Annotated in this window: 15 protein-coding genes; 2 read left to right on the top strand and 13 right to left on the bottom strand. The window is 61.5% G+C overall.

Features of this window, described 5'->3' with window-relative positions; translation table 11 throughout:
* Positions 1 to 26: 26 nt before the first annotated feature.
* From PMI21_RS25375 to PMI21_RS25425, 11 genes are all read right to left on the bottom strand, one after another.
* Positions 27 to 2516 carry a TonB-dependent receptor plug domain-containing protein gene (locus PMI21_RS25375; protein ID WP_007933904.1) on the bottom strand — a complete coding sequence of 830 codons (2490 nt, stop codon included), beginning with the start codon at positions 2514 to 2516 and terminating at the stop codon, positions 27 to 29.
* A gap of 36 nt (positions 2517 to 2552) precedes the next feature.
* Positions 2553 to 3050: a RidA family protein gene (locus tag PMI21_RS25380; RefSeq protein WP_007933903.1), complete on the bottom strand. Its 498-nt coding sequence runs from the start codon at positions 3048 to 3050 to the stop codon at positions 2553 to 2555.
* A gap of 25 nt (positions 3051 to 3075) precedes the next feature.
* On the bottom strand, positions 3076 to 4650 hold the full coding sequence (locus PMI21_RS25385) for a flavin monoamine oxidase family protein (protein ID WP_007933902.1): 1575 nt from the start codon (positions 4648 to 4650) through the stop codon (positions 3076 to 3078).
* A 34-nt stretch (positions 4651 to 4684) separates the two neighbouring features.
* Positions 4685 to 6817, bottom strand: coding sequence for a TonB-dependent receptor (locus PMI21_RS25390; protein ID WP_007933901.1), 2133 nt, complete (start codon positions 6815 to 6817; stop codon positions 4685 to 4687).
* A gap of 416 nt (positions 6818 to 7233) precedes the next feature.
* Positions 7234 to 8193: a D-isomer specific 2-hydroxyacid dehydrogenase family protein gene (locus tag PMI21_RS25395; protein WP_007933900.1), complete on the bottom strand. Its 960-nt coding sequence runs from the start codon at positions 8191 to 8193 to the stop codon at positions 7234 to 7236.
* Complete coding sequence (locus PMI21_RS25400) at positions 8190 to 9377, bottom strand: acyl-CoA dehydrogenase family protein (protein ID WP_007933898.1); 1188 nt, start codon at positions 9375 to 9377, stop codon at positions 8190 to 8192. The genes PMI21_RS25395 and PMI21_RS25400 overlap by 4 nt, the downstream gene beginning before the upstream one ends.
* 294 nt (positions 9378 to 9671) lie before the next feature.
* A complete protein-coding gene (locus PMI21_RS25405) occupies positions 9672 to 10682 on the bottom strand; it encodes an ABC transporter substrate-binding protein (RefSeq protein WP_007933896.1) in 1011 nt (336 codons plus the stop codon).
* A 13-nt stretch (positions 10683 to 10695) separates the two neighbouring features.
* Positions 10696 to 12078 carry an LLM class flavin-dependent oxidoreductase gene (locus tag PMI21_RS25410; RefSeq protein ID WP_007933894.1) on the bottom strand — a complete coding sequence of 461 codons (1383 nt, stop codon included), beginning with the start codon at positions 12076 to 12078 and terminating at the stop codon, positions 10696 to 10698.
* Between the two features lie 28 nt (positions 12079 to 12106).
* A complete protein-coding gene (locus tag PMI21_RS25415) occupies positions 12107 to 13075 on the bottom strand; it encodes an ABC transporter substrate-binding protein (protein ID WP_007933892.1) in 969 nt (322 codons plus the stop codon).
* Positions 13076 to 13420: 345 nt separating this feature from the next.
* Positions 13421 to 15004 (bottom strand): rhodanese-related sulfurtransferase, encoded by a 1584-nt coding sequence (locus PMI21_RS25420; protein WP_007933890.1) that lies wholly within the window; start codon positions 15002 to 15004, stop codon positions 13421 to 13423.
* Entirely contained in the window at positions 15001 to 15609 is a 609-nt protein-coding gene (locus tag PMI21_RS25425; RefSeq protein WP_007933887.1) for a cysteine dioxygenase, read from the bottom strand. The genes PMI21_RS25420 and PMI21_RS25425 overlap by 4 nt, the downstream gene beginning before the upstream one ends.
* A 220-nt stretch (positions 15610 to 15829) precedes the next feature.
* Between PMI21_RS25425 and PMI21_RS25430 the strand changes: the two genes are divergently transcribed.
* Together PMI21_RS25430 and PMI21_RS25435 are read left to right on the top strand one after the other, a co-directional pair.
* Positions 15830 to 16735 (top strand): LysR family transcriptional regulator, encoded by a 906-nt coding sequence (locus PMI21_RS25430; protein ID WP_007933886.1) that lies wholly within the window; start codon positions 15830 to 15832, stop codon positions 16733 to 16735.
* Positions 16736 to 16855: 120 nt separating this feature from the next.
* Complete coding sequence (locus tag PMI21_RS25435) at positions 16856 to 17650, top strand: class II aldolase/adducin family protein (RefSeq protein WP_007933884.1); 795 nt, start codon at positions 16856 to 16858, stop codon at positions 17648 to 17650.
* 74 nt (positions 17651 to 17724) lie between these two features.
* Here PMI21_RS25435 and PMI21_RS25440 read toward each other — a convergent pair whose 3' ends face one another.
* Both PMI21_RS25440 and PMI21_RS25445 read right to left on the bottom strand, forming a co-directional pair.
* Positions 17725 to 18813 carry an LLM class flavin-dependent oxidoreductase gene (locus tag PMI21_RS25440; protein WP_007933882.1) on the bottom strand — a complete coding sequence of 363 codons (1089 nt, stop codon included), beginning with the start codon at positions 18811 to 18813 and terminating at the stop codon, positions 17725 to 17727.
* Positions 18814 to 18843: 30 nt separating this feature from the next.
* Positions 18844 to 21279: a TonB-dependent receptor plug domain-containing protein gene (locus PMI21_RS25445; RefSeq protein ID WP_162130324.1), complete on the bottom strand. Its 2436-nt coding sequence runs from the start codon at positions 21277 to 21279 to the stop codon at positions 18844 to 18846.
* Positions 21280 to 21542 lie beyond the last annotated feature (263 nt).

Here is a 21542-nt window from a genome sequence, read left to right as displayed (position 1 = left end):
GCCTCGGTCCGCGAGGCCTTCCTCCATCAGAACGCATACTGCAAACGGGTGTAGTAGTACCCGCCAGTGAAGCCGAAGGGTGAAAAGCTGCCCCAGTTGTCGCCGAACGATGAGTTGCTGACGCCGATATGGTCAGGGTATTTGTTGAACAGGTTCTGCGCGCCGACGGCGACCGTCAGTTGCTTGTCGATCGCATATGCCACGTCGAGGTCGGTAATCCATTTGGCGGAATACTCGCGATCCAGGCTCGGGTCGCTTGAGCTGTTGACCTCGGTGTATTTGCCGTAGCGGGTCAGTCGCAGGTTGACGTCGAAGTCGTGGATCGCCCAGTCGGCGGAGAAGATCATTTTGCTGCTGGGTGAGGTTTTGGTGATCAGCGCTCGCGACTGGCGCCCGAGCAATTGAAAGTTGCTGCCCAGAGCGGTGAGTTGCGAAGGCGTGTCGTTGACGCTGAGGATTTGCGTGTGGTTGTAGTTCAGTGCCGCGGTCCATCGCACCGAGCCGTATTGGTTGAGGTTCTGCCGGAAGTTACCGACCACGTCGACCCCGGAGGTGCGGGTGTTGGCGCCGTTGGTGAAGTACTGCGCGCCAGCGGTGGCGGGTACGCCGATGCTGTCGAGCAGTGCCGCGACGCCCGGCCCCTGGAAGCGTTCGCTGAGCACCAGGCGATCACGCAGGTTGATCAAGTAACCGTCCACGGTCAGGCTCAGGTCTTTGCTGGGAGTTAACGCAAAACCGAGGCTGAAGTTGGTCGAGCGCTCCGGTTTCAAGGCCTCGGCCCCGAGTGCCTGGGCACCGGCCGAATCCACCGGCAGGATCACGTAGTTGTACGACTGGTAGACGCCATTGATGGTGTCGAACCCGGTCGAGCGCGCGGTGAAAATCTGGTTGGCCAGCGACGGTGCGCGAAAGCCGTTGCTGATGGTGCCGCGCACCGAAAACACCGGGTTGAATTCGTAGCGGGTACTGAGTTTGCCGCTGCGGGTGCCGCCGACGCCTTCGTTGTAATGCTCGTAGCGCGCGGCGACGCCCAGGTACCACTGCTCGACGGGGTAGAAACCCAGGTCGACGTAACTGGCGACGCTGTTGCGGCTGACTTTTTGTGCGTCTTCAGGGCTGATGCCGTTGGTGACCTGAGCACCGGGATCGGGCCGTTGCCCGGCGCGTGGATGACCGGCGGGGAACACGTAGCCGCCATCGATGTACGAGGCTTCGGAGCCAGCGCGGGTCTCGTAGCTTTCCCGTCGATGCTCGAACCCGAAGGCCACATCCAGCGGTTTGGCCAGGCCGATTTCGTAGCTGTTTTTCAGGTCCAGGTTGCTGGTCAACTGGTCGGCGATGTAGATGCCGGAAGTGAATTTGTTCGGCGTGTTTTCACCCAGCGACGGGTTCTGGTTGTTGTAGGTGCGTTGCTTGGCGTAGTTGCGTCCGTAGGTGCTGCTCAAGTCCCAGGCCCAGCCGCCGAAATCCTCGCCCTTGGCGCCGAACGCGGACTGGAAGTCGGTTTCATTGATCAGCCAGTAAGGGCTGTAACCGTCGGGGTAACCGTTGGGGCCGGTGGTGATGGTATTGCGGCCGCTGGGCAGGCGGAAGTTCTGGCCGTCGTTGTTCTCCCGGGTGGCCAGGGTCGAGAACGAGTAGAGCGTGACGGCATCGTTCAGCGGCAGGTCGAGGTTGTAGGCGACATCAGCCAGTTGGCTGCGGGGCAAGCCGTAGCCTTTGTAGGTGTGGTGGCTGGCACCGGCCTCGCGCGGGTCAGGCGAGCCGTCGGCCTGCGGATAGTAATGCGCACTGTAGCCATTGCTGCCGGCCTTGTTGTCGCGTTCCTGGTAGCGGGTGTCGAGCGAAAGGTTGAGCACGCCGGCTTCGCCCACGTCGAAACCATAGTTGAGCGCCTCCTGCCCGGTGCCGCGCTTGCCGTCGTAGTTCTGGCCGAGGATCGTGTCGGAGCTTCCGCCGGTGGTCTGCTTGAGGATGATGTTGATCACCCCGGAAATAGCATCCGAGCCATATTGCGCCGCTGCGCCGTCGCGCAGCACCTCGATGTGATCGATGGCCGCCACCGGGATCAGGTCGAGGTCGCTGGGCGCCGCGCCGCTGTTGATGCCGTTGATGTTCAACGTGGCGCTGGTATGCCGGCGTTTGCCGTTGACCAGCACCAACACATGGGACGCGGTCAGCCCCCGCAGGGTGGCCGAGCGCACCACGCCGCTGGCATCCCAGCCTGCGCGGTCGGGAAGGTTGAAGGAGGGAATGAATTTACTCAGCGCCTCCAGCAGGCTCGGTTTGCCCACCGCGCGTAATTGTTCGCCGGTCACCACGTCGATCGGTGTCGGGCTGGTGGTCACGGTGCGTTCGACGGTGCCACGGTTACCCGTGACCACCACCGTATCGAGGGTCGGTGAGCCGCTTTCGGCGGCCTCGATGTTGAACGAAGCCAGGCCGCAGGCAATCGACAGCGGCAGTAATAACGGACGGTAGGTCGGCGCCGTACGGCGCGCTGGGCAGTTGAGCATCAATGTGAACTCCTTGAATGTCGAGTGATAGCCGTGTCACTTCTGGCGAGCGGCGACGGCTTCGATTTCGACCAGACCGCCCGGCAGCGGCAGGGCGACTACTTGCACGGCGGTGCGCGCCGGTTTGTTCGGTTGCGCGGCGCTGCCAAAGAACGGCGTATAGCCTTGTTGCAACCCGGCGAAATCAAGCTTGCCGCCCTTGGCCGGATCGCCCACCAGGAACACCCGCAGCTGCACCACATCCCCCAGGTCCAGGCCCTGGCTTTGCAGTACGCCTTTGAGCTTGTTGAGGATCGAGGTGGTTTGGGTGGCGGTGTCGCCGTAAGCGGCAAAGGAATCCTTCGGCGCTTGCGGGTCGTGCAGGTCGGCGAGCAGGCCACTGACGAACAACAGGTCGGTCTGCGCCGGCACCGACACCGCCAGCGAAATCGGGAAATTGGAGTTGGGCAGGGCGATGCGTTTGATTTCATCGGCGTGGCTGCTGAGGGCGGTGGCGGTCATGAGGAGTCCTGTGAGCAAAGTCATGGTTTTCATCGGTCAGTCCTTTATTGAGAAAAAGTCAGGCGGCGACGCCTGGTTGCTGGCGTTCGGCGTGCCGGCCGATCAGCGAAACGATGCGTCGCGCCGAATCGGCGGCGCTGTTCTGCCAGATGCCGACACCGCCGTGGGCCAGGGCATCGCTGGCCAGGTAGGTGCGGCCCTGGGGCTGGTTGAGGATTTGGTAGGCGCTCTCGCCGACCTCGTCATTGACGATCCATGGGCCCTTGCTGAAGGGCACCTTGGCCCAGTTGATGGCCACCGGTTTTTGCAACTTGGCGCTGTGGCCGGGGTGCAGCAGTTCGACGGCTTGCCGGGAGGAGGCGAACTGTTCGGCGAGGGATTTCTTGCTGAAGGCCTGGGCCGATTCGCTGGTGTTGTAGGCCGCGACCAGAATGCCCTGGGCGCTGTTCAGCCGATCGCTGGGATACCACAGGCCTTTGACTTCATGGTCCAGGTAAGACAGCCCGCCGTAGATGTTGAAGTCGGTTTCCCAGAACCGTGGCGACTGCCAGGCAACCTTGTTCGCCTGATCGCTTTGCGCGCTCTGAATCGCTTGTTTGAACGGTTGGCTGAAATTGCTCGGCAACTTCGCCAGCAGCGGCAGGGGCACCGTGACGATGGCGTAGTCGGCGTTCAGGGTCTGGGTGGTGCCGGTCTTGCGGTCGCGGTAGGTGATGCGGCTACCAAGCTCTGCGGTCTGGATGTCGCTGACTTCGGCATTGAAGCGCACTGCGTCCTTGAGCTTCTCGTAGAACGCATAAGGAATCCGGTCCATGCCGCCGACCGGCTGGAACATGGTCGAGGAAAACTCCGGGATTTCATCGAACACCAACGCGCCCCAGAGCTTGGGATTGAGCAGGGTTTGCAGTTCCAGCGGGGCGCGGGTGATGCCGGTTTGATCGCCGGCGCCAGGCACCCTGGTGTACCCCGAACGCACCGAGCCCTTGTACTGCAAGTCGGCATTGAGGTCGCCATAGACCTTGAGGAAACTCAACAGCGCTTTACGGTCGTCCGTGCTCAAGTCCTGGTCCAGGGCTTTGCGGCTGATGGTTCGCGCCAGCAATTCGGACAGCTGTCCGCGAGTGTCGTTGACCGCCTGGCGCAACTGGAATGCCGGTCGTTTCGGATCCGGCAAGGCCAAGGCGTTGCGGCTGCTGTTGACCAGCACTTGCAGCTCCACGCCCAACTCGCGGCAGTAGCCGAGGATCGTTTGGTGATGGCTGGGAATGCGCGCAGGACCGGCGTTGAAAAAGTGCCCGTCATCGAAGTCGACGGTCTGGCTGACGCCGTCATCGAAATCGACCTGGGTGCCGCGCCGCAGGGTCCAGTTGCGTCCGCCGACTCGTTCGCGGGCTTCGAGTAGGGTCACGGTAAAGCCAGCCTTGCGCAGTTCATAGGCACTGACCAACCCGGAAATACCGGCGCCGACCACCACCACATGCTTGCCTTTGCCACTGCTGCCCAGTTGCAACGGGGTGAAGCTCGCGGCTACGGCCTGAGGCGTGAGCCCCAGCGCGCCGAGGGCGCTGACGGCGGCGGAATAGCCTCCGACGGCGGCAATGCGGGAAATCAGTTCCCTACGGGTGAAAGCCATGGTGTTGCTCCTTGGAGTGCTTGTCTGTGAGGGGTTAAAGGTCGTAGCGCACGGACAACAAGAGGGTTCGCGGGTCGTTGATGGAGTAGAAGCGGGCGCCACTGGAGGGCACGTAGCCGACTGATTGCGGGTAGGCGCGATCGAGCAGGTTTTTCACCGCGAGGGTGGTGGTCCAGTGGCCGTCGCTGGAGATGTAGCGGGTGTTGGCGTTCCAGAAGGTCTGCTGGGGAATTTCCTGAATGTCGTCGTTCAGCGCGTTGGCATAGGACTTGGTCTGGAACTGGGCATCGGTGCCCGCCAGCCAGGTGCCGGGTAATCCGGCCGGGATCGTGTAGTTGAAGCCGACGCTGGCGTTCCAGCGCGGTGAAAACACCAGCTGCTTGCCATTGGCGTCGACACCCGCGCCACCGGCGTTTTGGAAGTCGTCGTACTGGCTTTCCAGATAACCGACGTTGGCGGTCAGTTGCAGGTCGTTGGTCAGGGCCGTGAGGGTTTCCAGCTCGACGCCGTAGGTGTGTGCCTTGCCGACGTTGGTCCGCAGGCTGACGCCCAGTGCCGGGTCATAGGCGTTGGTCTGCAGGTCTTTGTAGTCGTTATAGAACAGCGCGAGGTTGGCGCGCAGGCGACGGTCGAAGAAGTCACCCTTGAAGCCGGTTTCCCAAGTGGTCACGTCCTCTGGCGAGAACGCCTGTTCGGCGGCGCTCTTGGTCGGCGCGCGGTTATCGAAGCCACCGGCCTTGAACCCCTTGGCCACGTAGGCGTACTGGTTCAGGTGCGGGGTCCAAGCGTATTCGAAACCGAGTTTGGGGCTGGTGGACTGCCAGGACTTGCTCGAATCCGCAGTGAAATTGATGCCGGTGATCTGCCGGTTGGTGTTGATCGCGTAGTTGGTGTAATCGAAGTTCTTATGCTCGCGGGTAAAACGCAGCCCGGCGATCAGCGACAGCTGCGGCGTGATTTTGTAACTGCCCTGACCATAGAGGGCGTAGCTCTCGGTATTGGTTGTGCTGTACTGGCCCTGGCCAATCACCCGGTTGCGCGCGATCGAAAAGGTGAGGTTGTCGCGATCGGCATCGAAGGTTTCGCGGTACAGGTACAGGCCGGTGCTGAAACTGAAATCGTCGTAGTCGCCGTTGAGCTGGAACTCCTGGGTGGCGTAGTTCTGTTTGTAGAGAATCAGGTTTTGCTGGATCAGCGCCGCCTGACCCGAGTTGTCATAGTCCACGGGTTGATGGAACGCCGAATAGGCGCTCACCGACTTGAAATTCAGATGGTCATCAATCGTGTAGATCGCGCGCAGCACCGAGCTGCCCTGGTCGAGATGATTCTTCGGGTCGAGGCTGCTGTAACTCTTGAATTTGTCGAAATGGCCGTCGGCATCAAACGGCGTGTAGCTGGTGGTATCGCCACGGTCGAAGGTGCCGGCCAGGGTCAGTTGCACATCCCAGGGCGAGTCATCCGGGTTGTAGCGCAGCTTGCCACGGTACGACTGGATGTCGACGTTGTTCACATCCTCGCCGCGAGTCGGGTTGGAGACGGTGCCGTCACGGGTCAGACGAATCGCCGAAAAACTGCCGAACAATGCGTTGTCCACCAGCGGGCCGCTGATCAACAGGCGCCCGTTTTGCGCTTTGTAGTTGCCGGCGCCGAGTTCGAAGAAACCGCGGGTTTCCTGGGTCGGATCGCGGGTGATCACGCGGATCGCGCCGGCGCTGCTATTGCGTCCGTACAGCGTGCCTTGCGGGCCGCGCAGGACTTCGACGCGCTCGACGTCGTTGAAGTCGAGCATCGAGGAAATGGCCCGCGGGATGTACAGGTCATCGGCGTACACCGCGACGGCTGCCTCCTGGATCGGGTCGGTTTCGCCGATGCCGCGAATCCCGTAGGTCTGGGCGCTGTAGGAGATCGACTGGCGGCTGAGGGTCAGGTTCGGCACTTGCCCGGAGAGGTCGCGAATGCTTTTGATCTGCTTGTCTTCAAGGGCTTTTTCGTCGAACGCGGAAATCGCCAGCGGGGTCTTTTGCAAGTCCTCGGCATGGTGTTCGGCGGTCACGGTGACCACGGGCAGGGCTCCCTCCCTGGCGGCTTCTTCGGCCTGGGCCGATAGCCCGAAAATCGCCAGCGACACGGCCAGCGGCAAACGGTTTGTATTGATAATGTTGTGCATGGTGAGCCCCGGGTGCGTAAGTGCTGCGTTGGCGTCGTTCTGTTTTTTTGGGCAAAGCGTTGCCGAGGCCAGGGTCCGAAGACCTTGGCAGGGGGGCGGCTTGAGCCGGTTTCAGGTTTGGGTGTGGCGATTGACCGTGGGGTGGTGTCGGCCGGAAAAACGTACAGTTCCGTGGGCCTCCACCTGGTCAGGGGTCGGTGATGGTTGTAACAATATTTGTATAAATAGGCGCTGTAAAAGTCCGATTGGTTATAAGTTAATTATAAAAAACAGGAATTAAGTAAAATTATAAAATGCGTAAAACTGATGTTGTTGATTGGCAGTTAAAGCGCCATCGCGGGCAAGCCTCGCTCCCACAGGTAATGCGTAACCTGTGGGAGCGTGGCTTGCCCGCGATGACGGTAGATCGGCTGGACTCAATACCCGCGCTGTACGTTCGCCTGATTCTCCAGCGCCAGACCATTGAGGTGGCGTTCGAGGTTGGCCAGGAAGTTGTCGGCGATCTCATGGCGACTGTTGGTGGAAATCGCCGAGGTATGGGGCGACAGGCGAACCCGTGGATGGGAGTAGAACGGATGCCCCTCCGGCAGCGGTTCGGGTTCGGTGACGTCCAGCGAGGCCAGGCCGATCTGCCTGGTTTCCAGCGCTTCTAGCAAGGCTTCGTGGTCAAGCAGGCCACCACGGGCGATGTTGATCAGGTGCAGGCCGGGTTTGGCGCTGGCGAGCACGGCGCGGTTGACGATATGCCGGGTTGCCTCGGTCAAAGGCGCAGCCAGCACCAGATGATCGGAGCGGGCGAACAGTTCGTGGATGTCGCGTACCGCCTGCACGCCTTTGATCTCGAACGGCGTCTGACTCTGCCGCAATGCCAACACCTGGATACCCAAGGCATGGGCCTTGCTCGCCAGGCTGCGGCCGATGGCGCCGAAGCCGAGAATTCCCAGCGTGCTGCCCTTGAGCGGGGTCAGCGCGCTGAAGTTCCACTGCGAATCGTGCACCCAAATCTGCGGCAGACGCTTGGCGGCGGCGAAGATCGCGGCCAAGGCGAATTCGGCGATGTTCTCGGCGGCACTGCCCCGCGACGTGCTCACCGGCGGGCCGTTGAACAGCCACTGCGGGTAGAAGTCGATGCCTGAAGACACCACCTGAACCCACCGCAAACCGTACGGCCAACCCGGTGGCGGCGTGTCCGGCGCCAGATAGCCGCGCACATTGATCGGCCGCGCCAGCAAGATGCTGACCTCCGCCGGCAGGTCGCTGGGCACTCCGGCCGGTACGCTGAGGACCTTGGCCCCCGGGTGTGTTTGCTCAAGGCGCTGGCGGATCACTTCGTTGAAGTCTTCATCCAGTTGGCTGGCGATAACGAGTTGGCTCATGGGCGCTCCTTTGCTTGGCGCTGGGCGAAGACCGCTTTACCGACGCCTTGTAGAACGGCATCGTTTTGAGGGGTGTGAACACGGCTGCACAGCACATCGCGGTAATGCCGTTGCAACGGATTGTGGCGCGACAGGCCGGGATTGCCGGATGCCTCGATGGCCAGCTCGACGGCGCGGATGGCGTTGCCGGTCACCAGGTATTTGAGCTGCGCCGCATTGCTGGCCGGTGTGTGACCGTTTGCGGCGGCGTCGAGCAGGCTGCGGTTGGCGAACAGCAGGGTGTCTATGTGCCCGACGGTTTCCTGAAAGCGCGGCAGGGTCGAGAGCGCCGCGCCGAGGTTGGACGGCTTGCGTGTTTCCAGCCAGCCCACCAGCCAGTCGCGAGCCGCTTGGGCGACCCCGTCATACACCGAGGCCAGCAACACCGACATCCACAGGAAGCCATCAGCATCGAGCTCGGGTTGCGGGGCGCTCCAGGGGCTGACGCTAACCGCGTGGTCCAGCGGCACCAGCACATTGTCGAAAACGACTTCGTGACTGCAGGTGGCGCGCATGCCCAAGTGATCCCAGTCCTCGATGATGCTGATGCCGGGGGTGTCCTTGTGCACCAACCAGGCGCCGACCAGCGGGTCCTCATCGTTGCTGCGCGCCCAGACATTGAACCAGGTCAGGCCATGGCTGCCGGTGGAATAGATTTTCCGCCCGCTGATCCGCCAACCGGCGGCGGTGCGCCGGGCGATGGTCGCCGGCAGGCCTCCGCGCGCCGGGGTGCCGAGATCGGGTTCGACCCGCAGGGCGTTGATCAATGCGCCCTGTTGGACTGCGTCTTGCGCCACTTGCAGGCGCAGCGCCTCAGGCCAGTTTTTACTGTCCTGCAAGCGCGCATGCTGGATGTACTGCATCACCAGAATCAACGCCGTCGACGGCTCACCTTTGGCAATTGCGCTGATTGTGTTGCGTGCCTGGGCCAGATTCGCGCCGCCACCGCCGAGGGCTTTGGGTACGGTCAGGGCGACCAGGCCGTGCTCATGCAGCAGCTTGAAATTGTCATGGGGGAAGGCGCCGCTCTCGTCATAAACGTGGGCAGTGGCGCCGAGTTGTTGGCCGATGCTTTCCAGCAATGCTTCGAAATTGGCCGCTTCGACCGATCGCAGTGGCGGAGCGTGTTGAGAAGAAAGACTCATGGTGAATTCACTCGATCAAAGTAGGTGAGAGAGCTGCAATGCGATCCGTAGCAGCTGCCGAATGCAGCGTTCAGCTTGTAGCAGCTGTCGAGCTTGCGAGGCTGCGTTCGGCTGCGAAGCAGTCGTCAAACCAGAACTCGCGGCGTGTCAGGCAGACCGCGTCAGCCGGATTCACGACGGCTTCGTCCGAATGCGGCCCACACCGAACGCAGCCTCGCAAGCTCGACAGCTGCTACAAGCAGTGCGTCGTGGCTTGACTTGCCGGCATCAGGGCAAGCCTCCACACCACAGGGTTCATAACGGCAGCAACCGAAAGTTTCTGTCCCACAACGGACTCACATCGAGTCGCTCGCTCAGCACGCCGGAATCAAAAAACAGGTCGGCGACTTCCTGTTGCGAGGCGATGGCCTGGTCGTTCACTTCGATGATTTTGTAGGGTTGGCTGCGGCTGTTGTACATGTCGAGAAACACCGCTTTGTCGACGCCCAGCAGTTGCGCCGATTTGGTCGCCCAGGGTTCGGGGTTGTTGTTGATCCATTCCAGCGTGCGCGCCTGTCGTTGCAGGTAATCCTGGATCGCCTGCTTGCGCAGCGGGTCTTCCAGTGCGGCGGGCCGGGCGGCTATCAGGTAGTTGCCGGACAAGTAACCCAGGGCGGTTTTCAGCACCCGGGCGCCACTGCGGAATTTCGCCAACTGAATGAACACGCCGTAGATCACCCAGGCATCGAGCTGGCCACTCTGGAACGCGGTGAAACCGTCCTGCGGCGTGAGCGCCACCGCCGTGATGTCGTTCAGGGTCAGGCCCTGTTCCTTCAGCGCCTTGATCAGAAAATAGTGCGAGGTGGTGGAGCGCACATAGCCGACCCGTTTGCCGCGCAACTGCCCGACCGACTCGACTGTCGAGTCCTTGGGAATCAGGAACACCTGATTGTTCACGTCGCCTTGCAGCACTGCGATCAATCGCGGTTGGCGATGGCTCTGGATCGAGAAGATCGGCGGGATCTCACTCATATTGCCGAGGTCCAGGCTGCCCGAGGCCAAGGCTTCGACGATCAGGTTGCCACCCGCGAACTCCGAATATTCGACTTTATAAGGCGTCGTGGCGGTGCCGGCGTCTTCGACGAAGTACGAGTCTTGGCCCCGGTAGGTGGCGACCCCCAGGGTCAGGTCTGAAAGGTTGGCGCTTTGGGCGAACGCGCGCGAGGCGAGTCCGAGCGACGACAACCCCAACGCGCCGACGGCGATGGAGCTGGCCACCAGGAAGCCGCGCCGATTGAAGTGTCCGTGTGTGATCGGTTTCGTCATGGTCAGGCTCTCGTCAGATGGCCGCCAGCAGCGGGTCGAAGGATCCGCTCACGGCCGCGCTTTTTTCTTCAGTCTCGAGCGGTGCGTGCGCGTAACGGTTGGCGGGCACTTGCAGGTCAAGGTTGTCGCGCAGGGTATTGCCACTGTACTCACTGCGAAACAGCCCGCGCTGCTGCAGGACCGGCACCACGAGTTCGGTGAAATACTGCAGACCGTCCGGCAGCACCGAATTGATGATGAAACCGTCGGCGGCGTCTTCCTCGAACCACTGCTGAATGGCATCGGCGACCTGTTCGGGGGTGCCGACAAAATCGCGCCGTGGCCGGGAGAAGCGCAGGGCCACTTCGCGCAAGGTCAGGCCTTCGTCTTTGGCCAGTTGCTTGATCCGGTCCGAGCCGCCTCTCTGGCTGTTGGAGCCCAGGTCGCCCAGTTCGGGGAACGGTGCGTCCAACGGGTATTGGCTGAAGTCATGGTCATTGAACGGCCGGCCGAGCGCGACGATGGCATCTTCGATGCTCACCAGCTCCACCGCCTGCTGATAGCGGCTTTCAACTTCCACTTCATCGCGGCCAACGATCGGACGGATGCCGGGCAGGATCGACAGCTTTTGTGCGTCGCGGCCAAAGCCGTTGGCGCGTTTTTTCAAGTCTTGATAGTAGGCGCGCGCTTCGTCGAAGCCCTCGGCGCTGACGAAAATCGCATCGGAATTTTCGGCGGCGAAGTTACGGCCGTCCTCAGAGGTGCCGGCCTGGAAAATCACCGGCTGACCTTGTTGCGAGCGGGCGATGTTGAGCGGGCCTTTCACCGAGAAGAATTCACCCTTGTGCTCCAGGGCATGCAACTTGCCGGGGGTGAAAAACTCGCCGCTTTGTTTGTTGTAGGCGAAGGCGTCGTCCTCCCAGGAATCCCACAAACCCTTGACCACCGCCACGTGCTCCTTGGCGATGCGGTAGCGCACGGCGTGGGGCGGGTGCTCGGCCTTACCGAAGTTGTCGGCGGTGCCGCTGAGCCACGACGTGACCACGTTCCATCCGGCGCGACCGCCACTGATATGGTCCAGCGAGGCAAACTGGCGGGCGACCTGGAACGGTTCGGTGTAACTGACGGTGACGGTCGCCACCAAGCCAATGTGCTGAGTGGTCGCGGCCAGGGCCGAGAGGATGGTCAATGGTTCGAAGCGGTTGAGGTAGTGCGGGCTGGACTTCTCGTGGATGTGCAGGCTGTCGGCGATGAACACGAAGTCGAACTTCGCCGCTTCAGCCAATTGCGTTTGTTGTTTATAGAAGCCGAAATTCACGCTGGCGTTGGCCAGGGCCTGCGGGTGGCGCCATTCGCCCCAGCCATGACCGACGCCATGGACCATCGCACCGAGTTTCAGTTGACGTTGTTTGCTCATGGTTTCTACTCCTGAATCCGTCGCATCGTTAGCGCGATGCCTGGTTAAGTTGCGCCCGCGGGGCGTTGAAGCTTTTGTCGAAGCCTTGGGAGACATCGATGTGTTTGCTGAGAATGCCTTCCTGCTGATAGATGTCCGCGGTGGTTTGCAGGCCGCTGATGACCTGATCGTCAATCGCTACCGGCGCTATGTGTGTGGCTTTGGCCACCGCCAGGTGCACCGCCAGCGGCAAGCCGGTGACTTGCGCCTGGGCGGCGGCAAACTCCTCGGGATGGGCGTTGGTCCAGCGGTAGGCGCGATCGATGCGGGCAACGAAGTCGTCGAGTTGCTGGCGTTTGTCGGTGATGGCCTGGCGGGTGGCGGCCAGGTACAAGTGATTGGTCAGCAGGGTGTCGCCGCTGACCAGCACCTTGGCCTGGCTCTGCGTGGTGGCAATGGTGGTGTAAGGGTCCCAGGTCGACCAGGCGTCGGCGCTGCCGTTGTCCAGCAAAATGCGCGACTCGCTCGGCAGCAGGTAAATGAACTGCACGTCCTGGGTGCTCAGGCCGACATTGCGCAAGGCCTTGATCGCCAGGAAGTGACCGATGGAGCCGCGGGTGGTGACAATCCGCTTGCCCTTGAGGTCGCGGGCGTCGTTCAGCGGTGAGTCCTTGGGCGCGAGAATCGCCGTGGTATAGCGACCCTCGAAATGCACGATGCTGACGACTTTGAGCGGCGCACCGGCCCCGAGGGCAAACACGTAGGGCGCATCGCCCAGGCCGCCGATGTCCACCGCGCCGGCATTCAGCGCCTCGCCCAACGGCGCGGCGGCGGGGAACTCGGAGAACTGGATTTCGTAGGGCACATTCTTCAGCTCGCCGGACACCTCCAGCAGCACCTTGAGCGTGGACTTCTGATTGGCCACCCGCAGCGGTTGCAGGTCGGCGGCTTGCGCCGTGGTGCCGAGGCTGAGGGCGACGGCCAGCAGTAGCGATTTGAAAGGCAGGGTGATGCGCATAACGGCATGCTCCAGGCGGGTCTTGCTGTTTCAGGGCACCTCCGCCTGGAGAAAGGGGTCGGTCCGAATTTAATGTCAGGTGGCTCTTCACTTAAGCCGTAACTCGATCTGTAGCAGCTGTCGAGCTTGCGAGGCTGCGTTCGGCCGTAGCAGCTGTCGAGCTTGCGAGGCTGCGTTCGGCTGCGCAGCAGTCGTCAAACCAGTGATTGCGGTGTGACAGACAGACCGCACTAGCCGGATTCACGACTGCTTCGCAGCCGAACGCAGCCTCGCAAGCTCGACAGCTGCTACGGCCGAACGCAGTCTTCGGCAGCTTCTACAAAAAATGCGTCGCGGTTGAAAAAATCAGATCACAAAAAAGCCATGGGTGCCGTCGCGGGCCAACTGCTCTACCAGGCCGAATTCCCAATCCAGATAAGCCTGCATCGCTTCACGCGGGTTGTCGGTGCCCTCGTAAGGGCGGCGATAGCGGTCGATGCGCGGCGAAGCCAGATGAGTTTCGCCGTGCTCCAGCGGCAGTTGCGCGGCGATCCAGCTGGCGGTGCCGTCGCGCAGCAGAAACACCGTTTTGCCGGTCAAGGCCTCGACCTCGGCGACCGCCAACCGCGCCAATTGGCTGCTGCCGCAGGTCAGCACATACCGCTGCGCCGGCGGCACCTTGGCCAGGGCTTCACGCAGTTGCCCGCGCAATGCCCACCACGCGCCGGGGATATGGCGCTTCACGTAGTTGGCGCTGCTGGTGAAATCCAGCACCACGCTGTCACCCTCGGTCAGCCATTGAGACAGGGTTTCAGTGCTGATTTCTTCGGCCTGCGGCGGCGTGGGAACCGGCGCCTTCCACGCACCTTTTTCACTGAAATGCGCAGCCTGCAAGTCATCCAGCACATGCACCTCCCAGCCCAGTTGCGCGAGCCAGGAGGCTGACATGTTGGCGCGCACGCCATCGTCGTCGACCAGCACCAGGCGCGCGCCGCGCACACTGGCGAAGTGATCGGTTTCCTGCACCAGTTGGCCGCCGGGCGTGGAGCGGGAAGCGGGCAGGTGACTGGTCTCGAATTCTTCCGGGGTGCGCACGTCGAACAGGTAAGTGCTGCGGCTCGATTCCTGTTGCCAGCGTTGCAGGTCGGCCAGGGTGGCACGGCCCACCAGTGCTTTGTCGGCGACGCGACGGGCATCGCGGGCGGCGATGTGCCGATGCTCTTCGCTGGTCGGCGCAAATCGGCGTGACTGGCCGTGTTCCAGGGTTTGACCGGCGAGGGTCCAACCGATGGTGCCGTTGCGCAAGGCTGAAACCGGGTTGGCGATGCCGGCGTTGATCAACGACTGCGTGCCGATAATGCTGCGGGTGCGCCCGGCGCAGTTGACGATAATGCGGGTCGCCGGATCCGGCGCCAGCTCCCGGGCACGCAGCACCAACTCCGCTCCCGGTACGCTGATGCCGGTGGGAATGCTCATGGTCTGGTATTCATCAAAACGCCGGGCGTCGAGCACCACCACGTCGGCCTCGCTGTCGAGCAACGCTTGAACTTCTTCCGCCGCCAAAGACGGTGTATGACGCTGGCTTTCCACCAGCTCGCCAAAGGCTTTGCTCGGCACATTGACGTCGATGAACAACTCGCCGCCATTGATGCGCCAACCTTCCAGGCCCCCTTTGAGCAGGCTGACATTGATATAGCCCAGATCCTGCAAGCGCTGCACGGCGATGCTCGCCAGGCCTTCGCCGTTGTCGTAGACCGTCACCGGCGTATTTCGCCGGGGAATCCGCGAGTACACCTCAAGCTCGAGCCTGGACAGCGGAATGTTGGCCGCAAACAGTGGGTGCGCTTCGGCGAAGGGGGCTTCTTCGCGCACATCCACTAACGCCAGTTCTTCACGGTTCAGCAGTGCCTGGCGGATCTCGGAGTAGGAACGGGTGAGTGCAGTGCTCATAGGGCTTGGCTCTCTTTGGACACATCCCAGATATTGGGGAGGACGGTGTTGGAATAACCGGAGATGAACAGTTTCTCGCTGCCATCTGGCTGGTACACCGCGCGGCGCACGGCGCCGATGTTGGCGCCATAGACATGGATGCTGATGGAAACCTGATCGTTGTAGGCGTTGCTGACTTGATGAATGTCGCCGACCCGGGGCGATACGGCTTCGACCTGACCGGGTAACAGTTGAACCCGGTTGCCCTCGGCCACCAATGTGCCGTCGGCGCGACGTTCGAACCCTTGCGAATACTCGGCGCCGCGCAACATGCCGATCAGCCCCCACACCCGATGGTCATGGATCGGCGTGCTTTGCCCCGGCCCCCAGACAAAACTGACGACACTGAAACGCTGTCGTGAGTCGGCATGCAGCAGGTATTGCTGATAGCGCTCCGGGTCTGGCCGGGCAAAGTCTTCGGGCAACCAGTCGTCATGGCTGACCAGTTGGGCGAGCAGCTTGCCGCCACGGTGCAGTAAATCGCCTTCGCGGGGGTTGCTGTCGATCAGTTCCGCCAAGGCACCTATGAATGCTCTGAGTCTTTCCGGATGTCGGGTCTGGGTCATGGCGATTCCATCGTCCGTGTTGAAAAGTGATGCCATGATTTAAGCATAATGATTTTGCTTAATATGCTATTTTTTAATGATTAGGTTATAGCTGAAAGGAATTTAGAACCCTTGTGCATAGCGTTAGACGTTATCGATAGGCGTGCCGGGCTATCCAGATATCACTAATGGAACTATGCTTTTCAGACATCTTATTGACTGTTCTCTATGTGCGGGCCAAATGAAAATTGATGATATCGACGCCTTTGTCGAAGTGATTCGTTGCCAGTCCATCAGCCATGCCGCCGAGTCGCTGCAGCTGACTCAACCCGCCATCACGCGGCGTGTGCAGAACTTCGAGCAGGCGTTGGGCGTGGAGTTGTTCGACCGCAACACCAAGCCGCTCAAGCCCACGCTGATTGGCACGCGGGTGTACGAGCAGTGCCGGTTGATCCTGCGGGAAATGGACGCCTTGCGCGAACTGGTCGCCACCGACGCGCCGCCCACCGGGCTGTTGCGCCTGGGCGTTCCGCAAACCATCGGCGATGTGGTGCTGCTCGATGCACTCAAGCACTTGCGAATCGAATACCCCGAATTGCGCGCCCAGGTGGCCACGGGGTGGGGCAGTCAATTGGTCGGCAAAATCGAACGCGGTGAACTCGACGCGGCGGCCGCGCTGTTCCCGGCCGGGAAGATTTTCCCCGATAACATTGTCGGCGAGTCGATCGGCAAGATGGAACTGGTGGTGGTGTGCGCCCAGGCGCAGTTGCCCAAGCGTCCGTGCAAACTCGCCGACGTTTACCAGAGCGGCTGGATTCTCAACCCCGATGGTTGCGGCTTCCGCGCCGGGCTGCAACGAACCCTGTCGGACCAGGGCCTGGCCCTGCGGGTGAACCTGGAAACCTTCGGTACCGAGTTGCAGTTGGGCCTGGTCGCCGATGGCCTGGGCCTAGGGCTGGTGCCGCGTCCGTTGCTGGAGCGCAGCACCCACCGCGATCAGTTGGCGGTGATGCCGCTCAAGGATTTCAAACCGGTGATGGACCTGTGGCTGATCTACCCACATTTTCTCGGCAACCTGCAAGGGCCGGTCGACGCCTTTGGAAAACTGGTCGCCGGATCGCTGCAGAAGATCAAGAGCGCGGCGTGAGAGGGGGTATTTATAATAAAAAAAAATAATAATTAGCTTAGATTAAAATGTGCTTTTTATTATTTTTTGCCTTCCCCTAGGCTTGCTGGAGATCCTTAAGGCCATCCAGGAAGTTTTGCCATGAGCAGCGTCAGCCCGCTATCCAGCGTCTCGAAAAATGTTCGCCAGCGCGTCAGCCCCGAAGAATGGGAAGTGCGTGTGAAGCTGGCCGCGGCCTATCGGCTGGCGGCTTTGTTCAAGTGGACCGATCACATCTACACGCACTTTTCCGCGCGGGTGCCGGGCCCCGACGAGCATTTCCTGATCAACGCCTTCGGCTTGTTGTTCGATGAAATCACCGCCTCTAATCTGGTCAAGGTCGACATCGACGGCACTATCGTCGACGACCCGACCGGGCTCGGTATCAACTACGCCGGTTATGTGATCCACAGTGCCATTCACGGCGCCCGCCCCGATCTGCAAGCCGTCCTGCACACCCACACCCGCGACGGCATCGCCGTGTCCGCCCAGCGCGACGGCCTGCTGCCGATCTCTCAGCATTCCATTGGTTTTTCCGGGCGGGTGGCTTATCACGGTTACGAAGGCATTGCGCTGGACCTGGACGAGCGCGAGCGGCTGGTGGCAGATTTGGGCGACAAGAGCGTGTTGATCCTGCGCAATCATGGGTTGTTGACGGCGGGCATCAGCGTCGAGCATGCGTTCCAGCAACTGCACGTACTGGAGCGCGCCTGCACTATTCAGATCGCGGCACAGGCGGGTAGCAATGCCGAACTGATCTTCCCGCCAGCCGAAGTGGTGGCCAAGGTCGAGAAGCAGGCCGAGGTGTTCAAGAGTGGTGACGGGCCGGGTGTTGCCCGCCACTGGAATGCGCTGATTCGGCAGTTGGAGCGTAGCGATACGGCTTATAAAGAGTGATACGAATCCGATTCAAAAGAGAGGGGCCTACCGCAAGGTAAGCCCCTTTTTTTGATTCGCAGAATCGCGGGTGGTCACGCCACTTTTTCCGCCGCTTGCCGTTCACGCTCGGCCACCAATTGGCGGGTCAGCGGGATCAGTCGCTTGCCGTAGTCGATGGCATCGTCGAGCGGGTCGAAGCCGCGAATCAGGAAGGTGGTGATGCCCAGGTCGTAATAGTCGAGCAGGGCTTCGGCGACCTGTTCCGCAGTGCCGACCAGCGACGTCGAGTTACCTTGCGCGCCGAGCAGGCCGGCGATGCCAGTCCACAAGCGCTTGTCCAGTCGCGAGCCCTGGGCCGCTGCCGCCAGCAGGCGCCGGGAGCCTTCGTTCGGTGGTTCGCGGCGTACAAAACCGTTCTGCTCGGCGAGGGCAGTCGCCTGTTGCAGGATGCGTTCGGCACGCTCCCAGGCTTGCGCTTCGGTGTCCGCCAGGATCGGTCGCAGCGACAGGCTGAAGCGAATGCTGCGTCCGTGTTTGGCGGCTTCGGCACGCACCTGGTTCACCACTTCGCGCACCTGTTCGTAGGTTTCACCCCACAGCGCATAAACATCCGCATGCTTGCCCGCCACCGCGATGGCCGCCGCCGATGAGCCGCCGAAGTACAGCGGAATGTGCGGTTGCTGCGGCGACTTCACCGCCGAATGCGCGCCCTCGACCTGGTAGTACGAGCCCTGATAATCGAAAGGCTTTTCGCTGGTCCACTCCTGGCGCAACACATCGAGGTATTCATCGGTGCGTGCGTAACGTTCGTCCTTGCCGATGTAACTGCCGTCGGCCCGCAGTTCGCGGTCGTCGCCGCCGGTGATGATGTGCACCGCGGTGCGTCCGCCATTGAGCACGTCGAGGGTGTTGAACTGCCGCGCGGCCAGGGTCGGTGCGGCGAAACCCGGTCGATGGGCGATCAGGAATTTCAGGTTCCTGGTCACGCTGGCGGCATGCGAGGCAATCAGCGTGCTGTCCGGGCTGTTGGAGTGGAAAGCCACGAGGGCGCGGTCGAAACCGGCCTCGTCATGGGCGCGGGCGACTTTCTCCACGTACTCGGGTTGCAGGGTGGGGCCGCTGCGGGGATGGATCTCCGAAGCATGGTGACCGCCTATGTAACCGATGAATTCAATACTCATGGTGAGTTCCTTGTCGTTGGGGTGGGTTGATCAGAAGTCATACGCCAGTTTGCTGTACCAGAAGCCACCGCCGGGATAGAACGGCGGGTTGCCGTAGAGGTTCAGGCCCACGGCCGAGGGCACGGCGTTTTTGTCCGGGCGCACGTCGAAAATATTGGTGCCACCCACGCTCAGGGTGATGTTGTCGAGCAGGGTGTAAGAGATATCCAGGTCGGTGATCCACTTCGCACCGAAGCTGCGGTCACCGCTCTCCAGTTGTTGCAGGGTCTTGACCTTGCCGTAGCGGGTGGTTTGCAGGTTGATCGCCAGGTCAGCGAGCCTCCAGTTGGCACCCAGTATCCATTTGGTTTTCGGCTGCGCATCGGTGAGGTCGCCCTGACGGGCACGGCCGATCCACGTCAGGCTGCCGCCAGGGTTACTGCCCAGTCCTTGCAGCGCGGCGGGTGCGTCCTTGAGGTCGGTGATCACTGTGTCGTTGTAGTTAAAGGCGGCGTTCCAGCGAACTTCGCCCCAGGCTCCGATATCCGTGAAGTGGTCGGCCACCACATCGACGCCGCGGGTACGGGTGTCGAAGGCATTGGCGTAATAGGAAGTCCAGGTCGAGGTGTCGATGCCGAGGGAGGTCAGCGTCGGCGCGAGTGCCGGGCCATAGAGGCTTTCGGTGCGGGCGATGCGGTCGGAGATTTCGATCCAGTAAGCGTCGACGGTCAGGCTGGTGCGAGGGGCCGGTTGCCAGGTCACGCCGAGACCGAAGTTGCGTGATTTTTCCGGGTCCAGGCTGCTCGCCCCCAAGGCCTTTGCCAGCGCCGAGTCGACCGGGGCGATGCGCGTCACGGCCGGAACAATGGTGCCATCGGGGGCGGCGCCTACGCGGTTGTCAGTGATGCTGTAGCCAATCTGCGTCAGGGACGGCGCTCGGAACCCGCTGCCGACGGTGCCGCGCACGGCCACGGTTTCGGTGAGTTCAAAGCGTGAATTGACCTTGGCGCTGACGGTATTACCCGAGTCGTCGTCGAAGTGTTCGGCCCGAGCGGCCACGTCAATGAACAAGCGCTCGATCGGGGTGATGCCCAAATCGATGTAGGCGGCATAGTTGTTGCGCTTGATGCTGGTTTCATCCTGCGGCGCGATGGTGGCGGCAGCCTGTGCGGCAATTGCTGCCAATTGCCCGGCCAGTGGATTGCGCTGGCCGTTGGGCAGTGTCGCCGGGAAGCGATAGCCGCCGACGGTGTAGGCCAGGGCATCACCGGCAAAGGTACTGAAACGTTCCCAGCGATGTTCCAGACCGGCCGACACTTGCAGGGGAAAACCGAAAACCCCGTCAAAGGCGCGGGTGATGTCCAGGTTGTTGACCCACTGATCGAAGCGGTAGGTGGCGAGGTCGTCGAAGGAGGTCGGCGAGACCGGTCCCAACGACGGGTTGATAGTCAGGTCGCTGTATTGATGGTTAGTGTTGCGCCCGTAAGTAGTGCTCAGGTCCCAATCCCAGCCCGCTGCGAGCCCCTTGCCACCGAACAGGAACTGGTAGTCCTTGTCGTCCAGGTTGTTCAGCGGGTAGTAGCCGTCGGGAAACAGTTCCGGGATGTTGGCGTTGCCATTGGGGTAGCGGAAGTAGTTGTTGATGATCGCCTTGCGCTCGCCGTAGGTGGCATAGGAGTAGAGTCTGGTTTGTTCATTCAGTGGCAGTTCGGCGTTATAGCCGAGGTTGAACGCCTTGATCTGCGGGTCGCCATTTTTCACCCCGACCTTGTTCCAGGTCGCTTCCCGAGGGTCGCCGGGAAAATAGGCAGTGTTGGTGGCTCGTTCGTTCCAGCTGGCGTCGCCGCGCTTGCGTGCATCACCAGACAGGTGCAAGAAGCCGCCGTCGCCCAGGGCAAACCCGGTATCGCCCTCGAACTTGGTGACCTCGCCTTCGCCGCTGTAAAGCTTGCCGTGGGTCAGGCCCAGATGGCCGCCTCGGGCACTGGACTTGAGGATCACATTGATCACCCCGGCTATCGCATCCGAACCATATTGCGCGGCGGCGCTGTCCTTGAGCACCTCGATGCGCTCCACGGCGCTGATCGGGATCATGTCGATATCGACCGAGTTGGCACCGCTGCTGTCGGTCGAGCCGTTGGCGGGCAGGGCGCTGTTATGCCGGCGCTTGCCGTTGACCAGCACCAGCGTATAGGCCGGCGCCAGGCTGCGATTGGACAGGGGGCGAATGGTCGAGTTGTAGCCGGCGATGTTGGTGCCGTAATTGAACGAGGGCAGCAGCTTGGAGATGGCTTCGGTCAGGTCGGCGCGACCGGTTTTCAGCAGTTGTTCGCCGGTGACAATGTCGATAGGCGCCGGGCTCTCGGCCACTGTTCGTTGCGTGCCGCGTACCCCGGTGGAGATGACCGTGACCTTTTCCAGGCGGGTATCCTTGTCTTCGCTGCGCTCGACTTCTTCGGCCTTCAAGGCCGAACTGCCGAAGACCATGCCGCAGGCGGCCAGGCTGACGATGAAGGGCGAGCGGTGACGGGCGGATTTGGCAGAGCCAGACAGGACAGGCAGTGTTGCGGACATGGATACGACTCTCGTTTCAGGCAATGGATAGGCGTGATTCAAGCCTCCACCTGGTATCGGGGTCGGTCTGTGGTGTCGAAAGTAGGCGCAGCGGGACAGGGCTGTGAAATGCCGTTTTGTTCTAAGTTAATTATTAAATTAATTAATCATGTGTAATTTCATTTATCAGAAATGCG

This window comes from Pseudomonas sp. GM18, assembly GCF_000282195.1.
Taxonomy (GTDB): Bacteria; Pseudomonadota; Gammaproteobacteria; order Pseudomonadales; family Pseudomonadaceae; genus Aquipseudomonas.
The sequence above is the reverse complement of the archived record's forward strand: the minus strand, read 5'-3'. Positions and strand labels throughout refer to the sequence as shown.

Bases quoted from the DNA above. Each gene is read 5' to 3' on its own strand.
- PMI21_RS25425 (WP_007933887.1), bottom strand. From the start codon at position 15,609: ATGACCCAGACCCGACATCCGGAAAGACTCAGAGCATTCATAGGTGCC.
- PMI21_RS25435 (WP_007933884.1), top strand. From the start codon at position 16,856: ATGAGCAGCGTCAGCCCGCTATCCAGCGTCTCGAAAAATGTTCGCCAG.
- PMI21_RS25395 (WP_007933900.1), bottom strand. From the start codon at position 8,193: ATGAGCCAACTCGTTATCGCCAGCCAACTGGATGAAGACTTCAACGAA.
- PMI21_RS25400 (WP_007933898.1), bottom strand. From the start codon at position 9,377: ATGAGTCTTTCTTCTCAACACGCTCCGCCACTGCGATCGGTCGAAGCG.
- PMI21_RS25390 (WP_007933901.1), bottom strand. From the start codon at position 6,817: ATGCACAACATTATCAATACAAACCGTTTGCCGCTGGCCGTGTCGCTG.
- PMI21_RS25445 (WP_162130324.1), bottom strand. From the start codon at position 21,279: ATGGTCTTCGGCAGTTCGGCCTTGAAGGCCGAAGAAGTCGAGCGCAGC.
- PMI21_RS25430 (WP_007933886.1), top strand. From the start codon at position 15,830: ATGAAAATTGATGATATCGACGCCTTTGTCGAAGTGATTCGTTGCCAG.
- PMI21_RS25385 (WP_007933902.1), bottom strand. From the start codon at position 4,650: ATGGCTTTCACCCGTAGGGAACTGATTTCCCGCATTGCCGCCGTCGGA.
- PMI21_RS25415 (WP_007933892.1), bottom strand. From the start codon at position 13,075: ATGCGCATCACCCTGCCTTTCAAATCGCTACTGCTGGCCGTCGCCCTC.
- PMI21_RS25380 (WP_007933903.1), bottom strand. From the start codon at position 3,050: ATGAAAACCATGACTTTGCTCACAGGACTCCTCATGACCGCCACCGCC.
- PMI21_RS25405 (WP_007933896.1), bottom strand. From the start codon at position 10,682: ATGACGAAACCGATCACACACGGACACTTCAATCGGCGCGGCTTCCTG.
- PMI21_RS25420 (WP_007933890.1), bottom strand. From the start codon at position 15,004: ATGAGCACTGCACTCACCCGTTCCTACTCCGAGATCCGCCAGGCACTG.
- PMI21_RS25410 (WP_007933894.1), bottom strand. From the start codon at position 12,078: ATGAGCAAACAACGTCAACTGAAACTCGGTGCGATGGTCCATGGCGTC.
- PMI21_RS25375 (WP_007933904.1), bottom strand. From the start codon at position 2,516: ATGCTCAACTGCCCAGCGCGCCGTACGGCGCCGACCTACCGTCCGTTA.
- PMI21_RS25440 (WP_007933882.1), bottom strand. From the start codon at position 18,813: ATGAGTATTGAATTCATCGGTTACATAGGCGGTCACCATGCTTCGGAG.